The sequence below is a fragment of the Neisseria mucosa genome (assembly GCF_003044445.1).
Taxonomy (GTDB): Bacteria; Pseudomonadota; Gammaproteobacteria; order Burkholderiales; family Neisseriaceae; genus Neisseria; species Neisseria mucosa_A.
In genome coordinates this window covers 1-15,982 of sequence record NZ_POWX01000012.1, presented here as the reverse complement: position 1 = coordinate 15,982, position 15,982 = coordinate 1, and the positions used below count along the sequence as shown (strand labels likewise).

Annotated in this window: 11 protein-coding genes and 1 pseudogene; 5 read left to right on the top strand and 7 right to left on the bottom strand. The window is 52.1% G+C overall.

The annotated features are described in order from the left end of the window. Nucleotides 1-61: 61 nt before the first annotated feature. Nucleotides 62-964, bottom strand: coding sequence for a hypothetical protein (locus tag DBY90_RS07815; protein ID WP_107986944.1), 903 nt, complete (start codon nt 962-964; stop codon nt 62-64). A 253-nt stretch (nt 965-1,217) separates the two neighbouring features. Here DBY90_RS07815 and ubiG point away from each other — a divergent pair, with 253 nt between their 5' ends. Next, complete coding sequence (gene ubiG / locus DBY90_RS07810; protein WP_107986942.1) at nt 1,218-1,937, top strand: bifunctional 2-polyprenyl-6-hydroxyphenol methylase/3-demethylubiquinol 3-O-methyltransferase UbiG; 720 nt, start codon at nt 1,218-1,220, stop codon at nt 1,935-1,937. 95 nt (nt 1,938-2,032) lie between these two features. Here the strand turns inward: ubiG and DBY90_RS07805 are convergent. Next, nucleotides 2,033-2,982: pseudogene (locus tag DBY90_RS07805) on the bottom strand (bile acid:sodium symporter family protein). A 408-nt stretch (nt 2,983-3,390) separates the two neighbouring features. Between DBY90_RS07805 and gltS the strand changes: the two are divergent. The 3 genes from gltS to adhE all read left to right on the top strand — a co-directional run bounded on the left by gltS (nt 3,391) and on the right by adhE (nt 8,748). Further along, complete coding sequence (gene gltS, locus DBY90_RS07800; RefSeq protein WP_070492399.1) at nt 3,391-4,611, top strand: sodium/glutamate symporter; 1,221 nt, start codon at nt 3,391-3,393, stop codon at nt 4,609-4,611. A gap of 125 nt (nt 4,612-4,736) precedes the next feature. Next, on the top strand, nt 4,737-5,744 hold the full coding sequence (locus tag DBY90_RS07795) for a lysozyme inhibitor LprI family protein (protein WP_060975247.1): 1,008 nt from the start codon (nt 4,737-4,739) through the stop codon (nt 5,742-5,744). Nucleotides 5,745-6,132: 388 nt separating this feature from the next. Continuing rightward, complete coding sequence (adhE, locus tag DBY90_RS07790) at nt 6,133-8,748, top strand: bifunctional acetaldehyde-CoA/alcohol dehydrogenase (RefSeq protein ID WP_070492400.1); 2,616 nt, start codon at nt 6,133-6,135, stop codon at nt 8,746-8,748. 316 nt (nt 8,749-9,064) lie between these two features. On the opposite strand, the gene DBY90_RS07780 is transcribed toward adhE, so the two are convergent. From DBY90_RS07780 to leuS, 4 genes are all read right to left on the bottom strand, one after another. Next, nucleotides 9,065-9,976 carry an AraC family transcriptional regulator gene (locus tag DBY90_RS07780; protein WP_070492401.1) on the bottom strand — a complete coding sequence of 304 codons (912 nt, stop codon included), beginning with the start codon at nt 9,974-9,976 and terminating at the stop codon, nt 9,065-9,067. A 159-nt stretch (nt 9,977-10,135) separates the two neighbouring features. Then, nucleotides 10,136-11,032, bottom strand: a complete 897-nt coding sequence (locus DBY90_RS07775) for an IS3 family transposase (RefSeq protein ID WP_107986940.1) — start codon at nt 11,030-11,032, stop codon at nt 10,136-10,138. After that, on the bottom strand, nt 10,936-11,286 hold the full coding sequence (locus tag DBY90_RS07770; RefSeq protein WP_234405120.1) for a helix-turn-helix domain-containing protein: 351 nt from the start codon (nt 11,284-11,286) through the stop codon (nt 10,936-10,938). The genes DBY90_RS07775 and DBY90_RS07770 overlap by 97 nt, the downstream gene beginning before the upstream one ends. Nucleotides 11,287-11,600: 314 nt before the next feature. Next, nucleotides 11,601-14,231: a leucine--tRNA ligase gene (leuS, locus tag DBY90_RS07765; RefSeq protein ID WP_107986968.1), complete on the bottom strand. Its 2,631-nt coding sequence runs from the start codon at nt 14,229-14,231 to the stop codon at nt 11,601-11,603. A 361-nt stretch (nt 14,232-14,592) separates the two neighbouring features. Here leuS and dnaJ point away from each other — a divergent pair, with 361 nt between their 5' ends. Further along, on the top strand, nt 14,593-15,729 hold the full coding sequence (dnaJ, locus tag DBY90_RS07760; protein ID WP_070493231.1) for a molecular chaperone DnaJ: 1,137 nt from the start codon (nt 14,593-14,595) through the stop codon (nt 15,727-15,729). 51 nt (nt 15,730-15,780) lie between these two features. Here the strand turns inward: dnaJ and DBY90_RS13350 are convergent. Then, nucleotides 15,781-15,982 (bottom strand): hypothetical protein (locus tag DBY90_RS13350; protein ID WP_234405119.1); only part of this gene is annotated, 202 nt, incomplete at its 5' end.

Sequence of the window (15,982 nt, the reverse complement as noted above, 5' to 3'; positions counted from 1 at the left end):
AGTTTCTACAATTTATATCTTTCAGACGACCTTTATGGATTTAACCAAAAGGAATCGGTTTTTAACGATTTCCGGGAGGCTGGAGTTTCTCTACCTGAATGTCTTTCGGATGGTCAGCGATAAATGATTTGGTCGCTTTGAGAATTGCTTGAATGCGAGGATCAGTCCATGGGACGATTCTGTTGTGTTCATCACGTTTGTCAGACCAGATAATCACACCATCAGTATATTTTTTACTGATTTCCAGCATTTTTTTCCAACGTTCGGCATCAATAAATTGTTTGAAATAAGGACTACCAGTGGCGGAATAATATTGCGGCCAGAGATAGCCGATGATTTTTTTATCGGGATAGCGTTTTTTGATGTCAGTAACCGTGGTTTGGACGTCTTTTTCCCATTGCGCCAAATCGGGCGTGGTGATGTAGAACACGGGATTGGCGTAGTCGCTGATGGCTGCACTCATCTGACGACGTTTGCTGAACTGCCGCCATTTTGCCAATACTGCTTCGTTATCTGACTGAGTTTGGTAGTAGCGGATGGCGTGTAAGTGTTCGTCGGGCAAACCGTAGTTGCTGATGTAGGTGCGGGGATTTTCTTCTTTGAAAATCTGGTACATACGGGCAAAGTCGGTTTTAAGTTCTTGAGGCGTGAGGATTTGTCCGTCTTTTTCGGCAAACCAGGTTTCGATGTCGGTAGAAATGGTGCGGTAGCCTTCGCGATAGGATTGACGCGCCAATTCGCGGATGCGCTTTTCGTTCAATATGCCGTGTTTGCGCTTGCCGGCAGGATCGGGCATCACCAGCTCGGATTCGTAAATCAGGAATACTTTGGACAGTTTGTCGGCAGTCAGATCGGGTTTGCCAACGTAGTACATACAGTCGTAAATGATAAAGTCTTTGCCTGAGGCAAGCGCGGATGCGGCGGCAAGGAAGAGCAGGGATGCGGCGCGGATAAATGGTTTCATTGGATTTTCTTTTGAATGGGGAATGGGGTATTTGCTGCTTCGGCAATGCGTGGGCAAGTTTATATAAATTAATGGGAAAGGTCGTAGCAAACAAGGCGGAAGGGGTAAAAACAAGTCAAAGGTCGTCTGAAAAGGATAAGCGGCGTTTTCAGACGACCTTTTGGCGGCTGGCGGCAGTTTGTCTCTGTTCCATCCTGCTGCTTTGCTATAAAATCAAACCTCTCTTCAACCCGAAATCCGAATCAGGAAAATCATGATGGAAGCAGCCGGACAACACAACGTCGATGCGGACGAAATCGCTAAATTCAGCCAAATTGCGGATAAATGGTGGGATAAAAACGGCGAGTTCAAACCTCTGCACGATATCAATCCCCTGCGCTTGGGTTATATCGACTCATTCGCGCAGTTGGCAGGCAAGCGTGTTTTGGATGTCGGCTGCGGCGGCGGGATTTTGTCGGAAAGCATGGCAAAACGCGGCGCGGCGCACGTTACCGGCATCGATATGGCAGAAAAATCGTTGCAAACCGCCCAAGCCCATGCTGCTGCCGAAGGCATGGACAACATTGATTACCGCTGCATCCGTGTCGAAGATCTCGCCGCCGAACAGCCGCACAGTTTCGATGTTGTAACCTGTATGGAAATGATGGAACACGTTCCCGATCCCGCCGCCATCATCAAAGCCTGCTCGGAGCTGGTGAAGCCCGACGGCATGGTGTTTTTCTCCACCATCAACCGCAATCCTAAATCGTATCTTCATCTGATTGTCGGCGCGGAATATGTGTTGAACGTCGTTCCCAAAGGGACGCACGATTGGCAAAAATTCATTACGCCCGCCGAGCTGGCGCGGATGTGCAGACAGGCAGGGTTGGACGTGATTGACACTAAGGGCATGACCTACAATCTTTTGACCCGCCGCTATTCTTTATGCGATTCGACAGAAGTGAATTATATGATTGCCTGCCGTCCAGTCTAAAGTTGTTTGTCGGGATCATGATAAAAGGTCGTCTGAAACATGTTTTTCAGACGACCTTTTGATTCTTTACCGAAGGTTGAACCGACCACCGAAACTTATTGCTTGCGCTTATCCCACCAAGCGAATAAGTTGCCCAAGACGGTTCCCGATACGGAGTGCCAGACGCAGGCGACGGCGGTGGCGACGGCGGATTCGGCGTTACCCGGGAAGAATTTGGCGCTCAAACCCGTGGCGAGACCGGCGTTTTGTACGCCGACTTCGATAGCGATGGTACGTTTTTGGCGGTGTTCATACCGGTTAGCGCGCCGCTGTAATAGCCGAGGATGTAGCCGCCGATATTGTGTGCGGCAATGGCGAGCACCATAACTAAGGCAGATTCGGCAAAACGGTGGCCGTGGACGGCGGCAACACCGCCGACAATGCAGGCAAAGGCGGCAACGGCAACAGCGGGCATAATGGCGCGGACATCTTCAAACCAGTGTTTTTTGTGCAGCAAAATATTGGCGGCAGAGCCAATAACGACGGGCAACAGGGTAACGAGCAACATAAACTTGAACATGCCCCAGCCATCCATTTCGACGGTTTGTCCGACAAGGTAAGTCATCCACAGCGGCGTCATAACGGGGGCAAGGACGGTGGAAACGGTGGTCATGCCGACCGAAAAGGCAACATCGCCTTTGGCAAGGAAACTCATGATATTGGACGAAACCCCACCCGGACAAGTACCGACCAAAACCAGACCCAGCGTCAATCCGGGCGAGAGGTTGAAGGCTTTGGCAATACCGATGGCGAGCAGCGGCATGATGGTGTATTGGGCGACTGCACCGATGAAAATATCGAGCGGACGTTTAGCCAGAATTTGATAGTCTTCTTTGCCCAAGGTCATGCCCATACCGAGCATGATGATGCCGAGTACAACGACTTGTGTGTCGCCTTTTACCCATGAAAAGGTAGCAGGCTCGATAAAGGCGACGACAGAGGCAAGGACGATAATCAGGGCGGTGAATCGGGTCATTTGCCGGCTGACGGCAGTCAGAAAGTTCATAGTTTGCTCCTTTGTAAGTTGTTATGTATGACGGCGGTTGCCTTAATTTAACGGATATTAACTTTTCCATGTGATTCTGGCAATAATGACAGACGTGTGTCAAAGGTCGTCTGAAAACTAAGAAAGTGCTGTTTTGGATAACGACGTTTTTATAGGAACTGGTTTATATATTGTCAACAATGTTTAGTTGACACCTATAAACCATTCACAATCAATCAATAAGTAGTCAAAAGTAATGCCATGATTGAAAAAAATATTTCATTTATTTGCTGAGTATTCCGTATAAAAATGCCCGAAATCCTCACTAGTCTTTGACAATCTTTAACCCATACCCTAATATCCAACAGTTTGATTCCGCAAGGCGGATTTAAGAAAAACATTTTTGAGATTTTGAGAGGTAACACGATTATGGAATGGGAATTTAACAGTTACTACACGTTGATTGCCGCCACATTGGTTTTGTTGATTGGTAAGGTTTTGGTAAACAAAGTCAAATTCCTGCGCGATTTCAACATCCCCGAGCCTGTGGCAGGCGGCTTGATTGCTGCGATTGTCCTGTTTGCACTGCATCAAGCCTACGGCGTGAGCTTCAAATTTGAAAAACCGCTGCAAGATGCATTCATGCTGATTTTCTTCACCTCTATCGGTTTGAGCGCGGACTTCTCCCGTCTGAAAGCGGGCGGTCTGCCGTTGGTGATTTTCACCGCTATTGTCGGTGCGTTTATCATCGTGCAGAACTTTGTCGGCGTCGGCTTGGCGAAGGTTTTGGGACTGGATCCGCTTATCGGCCTGATTACCGGCTCGATTACTCTGACCGGCGGACACGGTACGGCAGGTGCATGGGGTCCTGACTTTGAAAGCAAATTCGGCTTGGTCGGTGCTACCGGATTGGGTATGGCTTCGGCAACGTTCGGCCTGGTATTCGGCGGCTTGATCGGCGGTCCGGTTGCACGTCGTCTGATTAACAAATTGGGACGCAAACCGATTGAACAAAGCGCAGGCAAAGAGAATACTGATGAGCAGACTGATGACGTATTTGAGCAAGCAAAGCGCACTCGCCTGATTACCGCCGAATCCGCAGTCGAAACACTTGCCATGTTTGCAGCGTGTTTGGCATTTGCCGAAATTGTGGACAGCTACGATAAAGAATATCTGTATGACTTGCCGAAATTCGTATGGTGTTTGTTTGCCGGTGTCGTTATTCGTAACATCCTGACTTCTGCGTTTAAAGTCAATATGTTCGACCGCGCCATCGACGTATTCGGCAATGCATCCCTGTCGCTTTTCCTCGCAATGGCACTTTTGAACTTGAAATTGTGGGAATTGACCGGTCTGGCGGGTCCTGTAACCATCATCCTCGCCGTACAAACCGTAGTGATGATTCTGTACGCGACATTTGTTACCTACGTCTTTATGGGACGCGATTACGATGCGGCGGTTTTGGCGGCAGGCCACTGCGGCTTCGGTTTGGGCGCAACCCCGACCGCCGTTGCCAATATGCAGTCCATCACGCAGACTTTCGGCCCTTCGCACAAAGCCTTCTTGATTGTGCCTATGGTCGGCGCGTTCTTCGTGGACTTGATTAACGCGGCAATCCTTTCCGGTTTCGTAAACGTTATCACCAAATAAGTAAGCGTTTATAACGGTTCGTTGAAAAAGCACTTGCAACATTTACTTGCTGCAAGTGCTTTTGTTATGATGGTCGTCTGAAAAGCAGTCCGGTCTGGTCTGCAACCGCATCAAGGAGATATTTTATGAACAAAAAACTGCTGGCTTTGCCGCTCGTCCTGATATTGGCCGCGTGCGGCAAGGATGAGCCCAAGCAGGCTTTGGAATGCAATCATCCCGCCGCCATCCAAAGCATTAAAACACAAATCCAAAACATTATCCGCCAAGAAGCGCGCGCATTCGCCCGCAACGACAGCCGCCAATTTGTCGATGCGGACAAAGTCATTGCTGCCGGTTCCGAACTGGAAATCGGCTTAAACAATGCCCAACAAATTGATGAAGACAACAAAACCATGTGCGGTGCGGATTTAAGTATCCGCGTTCCTGCCGATGTCCTTAATGCAGCGGAAGACAATAGCCCTTTGATTTACAGCGAAACGACTTTGGCCGAAATACTGGAACAAAAGCTGACAGGCAGCAATTTGAAATTTGCCGACAATACGCTTTCGACTTCCGTACGTTATACGCCTGATAAAGACGGCAACGCCGTTTTGGAAGACAACACTGTCTCCATGACGGCGCGCACGCTGTCCTCGCTGCTGCTGCCCTACGGTGTTAAAAGTATTGTGATGATTGACGGCAAGGCAGTCAGCAAAGAAGATGCTATGAAGTTGTTGAAAGGCAAATACGATGAGCCGCCTGTCGTTTCTCCGGAAGATATTCTGGAAAACAATGCTGCAAGCCAAGCATCGGGCGTGCCGCAGGCAGCAGGATTGGAAACCGAAATCCTGCATCCTGATACAGAAGCGAAACGCGAAGAGCCGTCGTTCTCGCAAAGCGATCTGGACAATGCACGCAGCCAAAACCGCAATGCAGATTCCGAAATTCAAAGAATATGGGACGGAATGGAACATACTGTTCAAAAGGAACTGCTCACCGAACAGCGTGCCTGGATTCAGAACAAGATCCAAAACTGTCAACAGGCTGCTGCCCAGGCTGACAGCCCTGCTCATGCCGAATACCTCAAGCTCCAATGCGACACCCGCATGACGCGCGAACGCACGCAATACCTTCGCGGCTATTCGATTGACTAGACGGATTTTTCTTCCAATCATCAAAAGGTCGTCTGAAACTTTGACTTCAAGGTTTCAGACGACCTTTTTCCTTTTTTCTTTATTTAGCTTTGTCTGATTCATTTGTAATTTTGATACAAAATCCGACGAATTTCGTTTCCATATGAATTGCAGCAGGTAAAACAATAGCGATATGGCAAAGGAGGAAACTCGGCGACCCCTTTTATCAAACTCGTTAAAATGATTTTATTTCAATGTATTAAAAACAGAAAAATCCTGAAAGAGGTCGTCTGAAAACAGCATGCATGGTTTGTGATGTAAGTCAAAGAGAAATGTAACAAAATTACTTATAGTAATCGTAGTGAAAATTTATCGACTTTATTGCCACCTTATATCAAGGAGATACACCATGAACGCATCAGCCGACAATGTCGTCAGCCCCGCCGTAGCCGAGGTCAACAGTTTGGTTGAAAAGGGTTTGCGCTCGTTGGACGAGTTTCGCAAGCTGAATCAGGAGCAGATTGATTATATCGTTGCCAAAGCCTCCATTGCCGCGCTGGACAAACATGGTGTACTCGCCATGCACGCGGTCGAAGAAACGGGACGCGGTGTATTTGAAGATAAGGCGACCAAAAACCTGTTTGCCTGCGAAAACGTCGTGCGCCGCCTGCGCGATTTGAAAACCGTGGGCGTCATCAGCGAGGACGATGTAACCGGCATTACCGAAATCGCCGATCCGGTCGGGGTCGTCTGCGGTATCGTGCCGACCACCAATCCGACTTCCACCACCATTTTCAAATCCCTGATTGCGCTGAAAACCCGCAATCCGATTATTTTCTCGTTCCACCCTTCCGCCCAGCAGTGTTCCGCCCACGCCGCCCAAATCGTGCGCGATGCCGCGATTGCCGCTGGCGCGCCGGAAAACTGCATCCAGTGGATTGAAAAACCGTCTATGGAAGGCACTTCCGCGCTGATGAAGCATCCGGGCGTGGCGACGATTTTGGCGACCGGCGGCAATGCGATGGTGGAAGCCGCTTATTCCTGCGGCAAACCCGCGCTCGGCGTCGGGGCGGGCAACGTGCCTGCCTATGTCGAAAAAACGGCAAACATCCAACAGGCGGCACACGACATCGTGATGTCCAAAGCGTTCGACAACGGCATGATCTGCGCCAGTGAACAAGCCGTCATCGCCGATAAAGAGATTTATAAAGAGTTGGTCGAAGAGTTCAAATCCTACGGCGTGTACTTCGCCAACAAAAAAGAAAAAGCCATGCTCGAAGACTTCATCTTCGGCGTTACGGCAAACTGCGCCAACTGCGGCGGCGCGAAACTCAATTCCGCCGTTGTGGGCAAACCGGCGGCGTGGATTGCCGAACAGGCCGGGTTTAAAGTCCCTGAAAAAACCAACATCATCATCGCCGAATGCCGCGAAGTCGGCCCCAACGAGCCGCTGACCCGCGAAAAACTCTCGCCCGTACTGGCGATGCTCAAAGCAGATTCCACCGAACAAGGCTTGCAGTTTGCCGAACAAATGGTCGCCTTCGACGGCTTGGGACACTCCGCCGCCATCCATACCGCTGATCAAGAATTGGCAAAAACCTTCGGCACCCGCGTCAAAGCCCTGCGCGTGATTTGGAATTCGCCCTCCACCTTCGGCGGCATCGGCGACGTTTACAACGCCTTCCTGCCGTCCCTGACCTTGGGATGCGGCTCTTACGGCAAAAACTCTGTCGGCGGCAACGTCAGCGCAGTCAATCTGTTAAACATCAAAAAAGTAGGCCGTCGGAGAAACAACATGCAATGGTTCAAAGTACCCGCCAAAATCTATTTCGAGCGCGATTCCATCCAATACCTGCAAGACATGAAAGACTGCGAAAAAGTCATGATTGTAACCGACCGTTCGATGGTCGATTTGGGCTTCGTCGATAAAGTAACCCACCAGCTCCACCAACGTAAAAACAAAGTCACCATCCAGCTTTTCACCGATGTCGAGGCCGATCCGAGCGTCCAAACCGTCTATAAAGGCACGGATTTGATGCGCAGCTTCCAGCCCGACACCATCATCGCGCTGGGCGGCGGCTCGCCGATGGACGCGGCAAAAGCCATGTGGCTCTTCTACGAACAACCCCAAGTCGATTTTGAGGATTTAGTTCAAAAATTCATGGACATCCGCAAACGCGCCTTCCGCTTCCCTGAGTTGGGCCGCAAAGCCAAATTCATCGGCATCCCAACCACATCGGGCACCGGCTCCGAAGTCACGCCGTTTACCGTCATCAGCGACGGCGACAAAAAATACCCCATCGCCGACTACTCGCTGACCCCGACCATTGCCATCGTCGATCCCGCGTTTACCATGACCGTCCCCGCCAGCGTAACCGCCGACACCGGTCTGGACGTACTGACCCACGCCGTAGAAGCATACGTTTCCGTGCTCGCCAACGACTTTACCGACGGCCTCGCCCTGCAAGCCATCAAGCTCGTGTTCCAATACCTCGAACGCTCCTACAAACACGGCGCGTCCGACCCCGAAGCGCGCGAACACATGCACAACGCTTCCACCATCGCAGGCATGGCGTTCTCCAACGCATTTCTCGGCATCAACCACTCGATGGCGCACAAAATCGGCGGCAAATACCACGTTCCGCACGGCCGCGCCAACGCTATCCTGCTGCCGCACGTCATCCGCTACAACGGCACGCGCCCGCAGAAAACCGCCACTTGGCCGAAGTACAACTACTACAAAGCCGACCTGAAATATCAGGAAATCGCCCGTACCTTAGGCCTGCCGTGCGCCACCCCTGCCGAAGGCGTAGAATCCTTCGCCCGCGCCTGTCATGAACTGGCGGTCAACGTCGGCATCAAAATGTCGTTCAAAGAACAAGGCATAGACGAAAAAACCTTCATCGACGGCCGCAAAGAACTGGCAATGCTGTCCTTCGAAGACCAATGCACTCCCGCCAACCCGCGTTTGGCATTGGTCGCCGACATGGAGGAAATCCTGACCAAAGCCTATTACGGCGAATAAAGTTCGCGAAACACAATAAGGCGTAAGGAAAAGGTCGTCTGAAAACCAGAAATACGGTTTTCAGACGACCTCTGTTTTTTATATTGTGCCCCACTTATTTTTAGCGGCCGTAGCGTGGGCTTTGCCCACGGAGCAGACAAAGCAGAATAGTCTCGGCAAGATTTTGTCTTTCGTGGGCATAGCCCACGCTACGATGTGCTGCATCCCAAATCCTTCCACTCCAAACGTTGTCAAACATCTAACAGGTTCATGTCAACAAAGGTCGTCTGAAAACCTGAAACATAGTTTTCAGACGACCCCCTCACTATTTGCCCTATCACTCACCTCGTTTTCTCAACTCCGCCGGTGTGCAGCCGAAATATTCGCGAAATGCCTTGGTAAAGCTTGAAACATGGGCGTAGCCGCAACGGTAGGCTGTTTCGCCTATGCTGACGCTGTCCGTACCCAAAGCATACAGCGCATATTGCATATGCTTGTGCCGCAGCCACTCGCTCGCCGTCGTACCGAACGATTCTTTCAGGCGGCGTTGCAGCGTCCGCTCGCTGATATGCAGCGCGTCGGCAAGCGCGGATACTTGGTGCGCGCCCGCCTCAAATGCCTGGTTGAGCAGACGGATGAAACTTTCCGAAGGATGCGGCGGTTCGGCGGCGGTTTCGGTATAGGGATAGCGGTTGAGAAAATCCGTCCACAGTCCTGCCAAAAGTTGCAACACGTCCGCTTCACGCTGTAAGTCGTCCGCCAATCCACCTTGCTCCGCCCCCTTCAAGCTGCTTAAAGCAAGGCGGCGCAGACCGCTGTCCAGCGGCCAATGTCTGACTTTTTCCCGATAAACCGCCTGCAGCAAACCCGCATATTGCGGGCGCACCAGCCAGCGGTCTAGCCCCTTGAGCGTCAGTTTCGCCGTATGCCCGCCTTCATACAAATAACGGCTGAACAAGATTTCCTCGTCGCACGCAATCAATAGGACATGTCCGCCTTCAGCCTCAATACGGTAACGTTCGCGATTGATGCCAAAATCCAAACTGCCTTCGAGCAGCAGGACAAACGCGATGTATGGCTCCGACAGGCGCGTGCTTTGAAACGTTTTGCGCGCGGTCAGGCTGCCGCCGTGCAGGGAAATGCCGCTGCACAAGGTTTCAAAACGGTAGCTGCCGTCCAAATAGTCGCCCCCTTCGCCCTGTTGAACCATGTTGACGAGCTGTTGGCTGTTAAGACAGGATATTTCCATAAGCTGTGTGGTGGAATCCGCGTATTTTGAACAAAAGGTCGGGCTACTTTATCACAATGGCAGAAAGACGGAAAACGGTGAAAACCCATAAAAGGTCGTCTGAAACCGGTACGCAGGTTTGAACTGGCCCCCAAATCTTGGACACTCATAAAAGCCTATTCAGGCGCTCTGTGCAAGCTGGGTTCTGTATGCGACAGGACTCGGCTTTTTCAATTTCAAACTGCAACGCTCCCGGTTGTAGTAATCCATATAGTCATCTATCTGCTTCATCAATTCATCTACCGTCAATTCACCTGCGTTATAGAAACACTCCGTCTTCAACACCGCAAAGAAGCTTTCCATCGGCGCATTGTCCCAGCAGTTCGCCTTACGCGACATGCTTTGAACCATGGAATGCTCCGCAAGCAATTCCCTATACCCCGCCGTACGGTACAGCACACCTTGGTCGGAATGCAGCATCGTTCCCTTATCAGTCAGACGGGGTGCGGCTTTTTCGAGCATTTCCTTCACCATTTCGCTGTTAGCATTGCGGCTCATGGCGTAGGCGACGATCTCGCGGTTGAACAAGTCCAAGATTGGCGAGAGGTACAGTTTGCCGTCCTTCCCTTTGAGTTCGGTAACGTCGGTCAGCCATTTTTCGTTAGGCTTTTCAGCTTTGAATAGGCGTTTGAGGAGGTGTTCCGATATTTCGCCCATGGCGGGATGGCGGTAGGCTTTTTTCGCCCGTATGAGGGCTTTCAGTTCCATCTGCTTCATCAACCGCGCTGCTTTTTTGCGGTTCCAACCCAATGCTGCGGCAATGCGCCTTTGCCCGTAGCGTCCTTTATGCCGTTTGTAGGTTTCGACAAGGAGGGCTTTGTCGGCTGCGTCGGGGTCAGGCCGGTCTTGGTGGTGGTAGTAAAAGCTGCTTTTGGGCAGGTTTGCGATGTGCAGCAGGTATTTGAGCGGGTGTTGCGCCCTCAGTGTTTGGACGGTTTGGCTTTGTCCTTTTCGGTCCGCTTTTGGCTGAGGGCTTTTAACTCCTTTAGATAGGCAACCTTTGCGCGCATATAGCACAACTCTTCGATAAGCTCTGCCTGTGTTTTTTCGTGGTCGGGTTTGTCGGCGATGAAGGGGTTTTTGCGGTGTTGGGGCATGGTTTTGGATTGGGGATGTTCGAGTGCGCCGATGCCGCCTTCCTGATAGGCGCGTATCCATCGTCGCAGGTGGGTTCGGGAAATGCCGTAATGATCTGCGGTACGCTGTTGGCTGCGTATATGCAGGTAGTGGAGTACGGCTTGGTATTTGAAGTGTAATGTATATTTGCTCATAAAAAAACTGCACCTTGTGAGTTGGAGGGGATGTCCAACTTTTGGGGTGCAGTTCAGTTTTCAGACGACCTTTGCTTTCCCAAAAATAATCTGTGGGCAAAGCCTACGCTACGGTTAGCTGTCTTTCAACCTGAAACGCAGGCTTTTCCTATAAAACAGCCCATCAATTAAACAAAAATTCCATGCCGTCATCTCAGCACATACCTCGCCTCCCAAAATCTTCCGCTGAAAAATGTAAAAAAGTCGTCTGAAAACCCTGTTTCCAAGTTTTCAGACGACCTTATCTTATTGCAACGGTCAATGCCGAATTGGCTTTACACCACGATGTTCACCAGTCTGCCCGGTACGACGATGATTTTCTTGGCGGGTTTGCCTTCCATGAATTTCACCGCGCCTTCGGTGGCGAGTGCGGCGGCTTCGAGGTCGGCTTTGGAGGCGTCGGCGGCGACGGTGATTTTGCCGCGCAGTTTGCCGTTGACTTGAACCATCACTTCGATTTCGGATTTGACCAAGGCGGCTTCGTCGACTGTCGGCCAGCCTGCTTCCCACAGTTTCGCGCCGTTCAATTCGCTCCATAGGGTTTCGCAGATATGCGGCACGATGGGCCACAACAGGCGTACGGCGGTTTCCAATACTTCTTGGGCGACGGCGCGGCCTTGTTCGCTGCCGGTGTCGGTTTTGTCGTATTGGTTGAGCAGTTCCATCACGGCGGCGATGGCGGTGTTGAACTGCTGGCGGCGGCCGTAGTCGTCGCTGACTTTGGCGGTAGTGGCGTGCAGTTTGTGGCGCAGGTCTTTGAGTTCTTTAGACAAACCGTCTTGGTTGCCTGCAAACGCTTCGACCGCGCCGCCTTGCTTCAGGTATTCGTAAACGGTACGCCACAGGCGGCGCAGGAAGCGGTGTGCGCCTTCGACGCCGCTGTCGCTCCATTCGAGGGACTGTTCGGGCGGTGCGGCGAACATCATGAACAGGCGGGCGGTATCCGCGCCGTAGGCATTAATCAGCTCTTGCGGATCGACGCCGTTGTTTTTGGACTTGGACATTTTTTCCGTGCCGCTGATGACGACGGGCAGGCCGTCGGCTTTGAGGACGGCGGAAACGGGGCGGCCTTTGTCGTCGAAAGTCAATTCGACATCGGCAGGGTTGATCCAGTCTTTGCTGCCGTTGGCGTTTTCGCGGTAGTAGGTTTCGCAGACGACCATGCCTTGCGTGAGCAGGCGTTCGAACGGTTCGTCAACATTGACCAGACCTTCGTCGCGCATCAGTTTGGTGAAGAAGCGCGCGTATAAGAGGTGCAAAATCGCGTGTTCGATACCGCCGATGTATTGGTCGACCGCGCCCCAGTATTTTGCGGCTTCAGCCGATACCATGCCTTCTGCGAACTTAGGCGACATGTAGCGGAAGAAGTACCAGCTTGATTCCATGAAGGTGTCCATGGTGTCGGTTTCGCGTTTTGCCGCACCGCCGCAGCATGGGCAGGTGGTTTCGTAAAACTCGGGCATTTTTGCCAGCGGCGAACCCATGCCGTCAGGTACGACGTTTTCAGGCAGGACGACGGGCAGTTGGTCGGCGGGGACGGGAACGTCGCCGCATTTTTCGCAATGGACGATAGGAATCGGGCAGCCCCAGTAGCGTTGGCGCGAAATACCCCAGTCGCGCAGGCGGTATTGGGTTTTCGGTTCGCCTGCGTCTTGGCTTTGCAGTTTGGCGGCGATGGCGTCGAAGGCCGTCTGAAAATTCATGCCGTCCAAGTCGCCGCTGTTGACCAATACGCCGTTTTCTTTGTCGCCGTACCATTCTTGCCATTGGTTTTCGTCGAATGCGTTGTCGCCAACGGCAATGACTTGTTTTTTCGGCAGATTGTATTTGGTGGCGAACTCGAAATCGCGTTCGTCGTGCGCCGGAACAGCCATCACCGCGCCGTCGCCGTAACCCCATAATACATAGTTGGCAATCCACACTTCCAGCTTGTCGCCGTTGAGCGGGTTGACGACGTAGCGGCCGGTCGGCACGCCTTTTTTCTCCATCGTCGCCATGTCGGCTTCGGCAACGGAACCCGCTTTGCATTCGGCGATAAATGCCTGCAATTCGGGTTTGTCGGCGGCTGCGGCGGTTGCCAGCGGATGCTCGGCGGCAACGGCGACATAAGTCGCGCCCATCAGCGTGTCGGGGCGGGTGGTATAAACTTGCAGGAATTTCGCGTAATCGCCTTCCAAGCCTTGTTTGCTGTCGTCTGAAACGGCGAAGCGCACGGTCATACCGCGAGATTTGCCGATCCAGTTGCGCTGCATGGTTTTGACTTGTTCCGGCCAGTGTTCCAGCTTGTCCAAATCGTTGAGCAGCTCTTCGGCGTAATCCGTGATTTTGAAGTAATACATCGGGATTTCGCGTTTTTCGATCAACGCGCCCGAACGCCAGCCGCGCCCGTCGATGACTTGCTCGTTGGCAAGGACGGTTTGGTCGACGGGGTCCCAGTTTACCGTGCCGTTTTTGCGATAGACGATGCCTTTTTCAAACAGCTTGGTAAACAGCCATTGTTCCCAGCGGTAGTATTCGGGTTTGCAGGTGGCGACTTCGCGTTCCCAGTCAATCGCAAAACCCAGGCTTTTGAGCTGGGTTTTCATGTATTCGATGTTGTCGTACGTCCAAGCGGCAGGGGCGACGTTGTTTTTCATCGCCGCGTTTTCCGCCGGCATGCCGAACGCGTCCCAACCCATAGGCTGCATGACGTTGAAGCCGTTTAAGCGTTTGAAGCGGCTCAATACGTCGCCGATGGTGTAGTTGCGCACATGCCCCATGTGCAGCTTGCCGCTGGGGTAGGGGAACATGGAGAGGCAGTAGTATTTGGGTTTGGAAGCGTCTTCGGAGACGTTGAAAATACGGACGTCGTCCCATTTTTTCTGCGCCGCAGGCTCGATGGCGGCGGGCTGGTAATGTTCTTGCATGGTCATTCTGTTTTTCGCTTGAAAATGTGAGGGCGGGCTGACGATTCGATAACGGCGGTATTTTATTCCATAAATTGCCGCCTTCTGCGTTAAAAATACTCGCAAGATGTCCAATCTTGCTGCGTTTTTTGCCTTGAATCCGGCATTTCTGTGCCAAAATCCAGCCCGTTTCGAATCGCCCGTCCGCCCTGAGAAAAATAAAAGAGGGATTATAGCAGGTTGTCGTTAGGTCGGTTTGACAAAGGTCGTCTGAAAACAGAACGGTATTTTTCAGACGACCTCACATTCAGACACTTGAGTTTTCCCCACCCCACCCATATATCCGGTCTAGTTTTTACACATATCAACAACCATCACTATCATGAGCAACCAAGATTTTTATGCAACACTCGGCGTGGCGCGCGGTGCGAGCGACGACGAAATCAAAAAAGCCTACCGCAAGCTGGCGATGAAATACCATCCCGACCGCAATCCCGGCGACAAAGAAGCGGAAGAAAAATTTAAAGAAGTTCAAAAAGCCTACGACACCTTGTCCGACAAAGAAAAACGCGCCATGTATGACCAATACGGCCATGCCGCGTTCGAACAAGGCATGGGCGGCGGCGCAGGCGGATTCGGCGGTTTTGGCGGGTTCGGCGGCGCGCAAGGCTTCGACTTTTCCGACATCTTCAGCCAAATGTTCGGCGGAGGCGGGGGCGGCGGCCGTCAGCCAAACTATCAAGGCGCGGATTTGCAGGTCGGCGTCGAAATCACGCTGGAAGATGCCGCCAAAGGCATCAAAAAACGCATCAACATCCCAACCTACGAAGAATGCGATGTCTGCCACGGCAGCGGCGCAAAACCCGGTACGTCCGCATCAACTTGTTCGACCTGTCACGGCTCCGGTACGGTACACGTCCGCCAAGCCATTTTTCAAATGCAGCAGACCTGTCCGACCTGCCACGGCACAGGCAAGGAAATCAAAGACCCGTGCGTCAAATGCCGTGGCGAAGGCCGCACCAAAACCAGCAAAACCGTTGAGGTCAACATTCCCGCCGGCATCGACGACGGTCAACGCATCCGCTTGAGCGGCGAAGGCGAACCGGGTACGCACGGCGCGCCCGCAGGCGATTTGTACGTCAACGTCCGCGTCAAAAAACACAAAATCTTCGAGCGCAACGGCTTGGATTTGCATTGCGAGTTGCCTATCAGCTTCGCCGTCGCAGCCTTGGGCGGCGAAGTCGAAGTCCCGACCTTGGATGGCAAAGTCAAACTGAGCATCCCGAAAGAAACGCAAACCGGCCGCCGTATGCGCGTCAAAGGCAAAGGCATCAAATCCCTGCGCTCTAACTCGATGGGCGATTTGTACTGCCACGTTTTGGTGGAAACGCCGGTCAACCTGACCGACCGCCAGAAAGAATTGCTGGAAGAGTTCGAAAAAATCTCGACCGGTCTCGACCGCAGCCAAACCCCGCGCAAAAAATCGTTCTGGGACAAAGTGGGCGAACTGTTTGACTGATTCGGGTTTAAAAACAGAAAAAGGTCGTCTGAAAGCTGATGTTGTCGGCTTTCAGACGACCTTTCTCCAACCTGTTTCAAAGAAAGCCGCAGATAGAACGGATAATTTGCAACCGATACACTTGATGAGACCTTTGCAAAATTCCCCAAAATCCCCTAAATTCCCACCAAGACATTTAGGGGATTTCTCATGAGCACCTTCTTCCGGCAAACCGCCCAAGCCATGATTGCCAAACACATCGACCGCTTCCCAC

Bases quoted from the DNA above. Each gene is read 5' to 3' on its own strand.
- DBY90_RS07815 (WP_107986944.1), bottom strand. From the start codon at position 964: ATGAAACCATTTATCCGCGCCGCATCCCTGCTCTTCCTTGCCGCCGCA.
- ubiG (WP_107986942.1), top strand. From the start codon at position 1,218: ATGATGGAAGCAGCCGGACAACACAACGTCGATGCGGACGAAATCGCT.
- gltS (WP_070492399.1), top strand. From the start codon at position 3,391: ATGGAATGGGAATTTAACAGTTACTACACGTTGATTGCCGCCACATTG.
- DBY90_RS07795 (WP_060975247.1), top strand. From the start codon at position 4,737: ATGAACAAAAAACTGCTGGCTTTGCCGCTCGTCCTGATATTGGCCGCG.
- adhE (WP_070492400.1), top strand. From the start codon at position 6,133: ATGAACGCATCAGCCGACAATGTCGTCAGCCCCGCCGTAGCCGAGGTC.
- DBY90_RS07780 (WP_070492401.1), bottom strand. From the start codon at position 9,976: ATGGAAATATCCTGTCTTAACAGCCAACAGCTCGTCAACATGGTTCAA.
- DBY90_RS07770 (WP_234405120.1), bottom strand. From the start codon at position 11,286: ATGAGCAAATATACATTACACTTCAAATACCAAGCCGTACTCCACTAC.
- leuS (WP_107986968.1), bottom strand. From the start codon at position 14,231: ATGCAAGAACATTACCAGCCCGCCGCCATCGAGCCTGCGGCGCAGAAA.
- dnaJ (WP_070493231.1), top strand. From the start codon at position 14,593: ATGAGCAACCAAGATTTTTATGCAACACTCGGCGTGGCGCGCGGTGCG.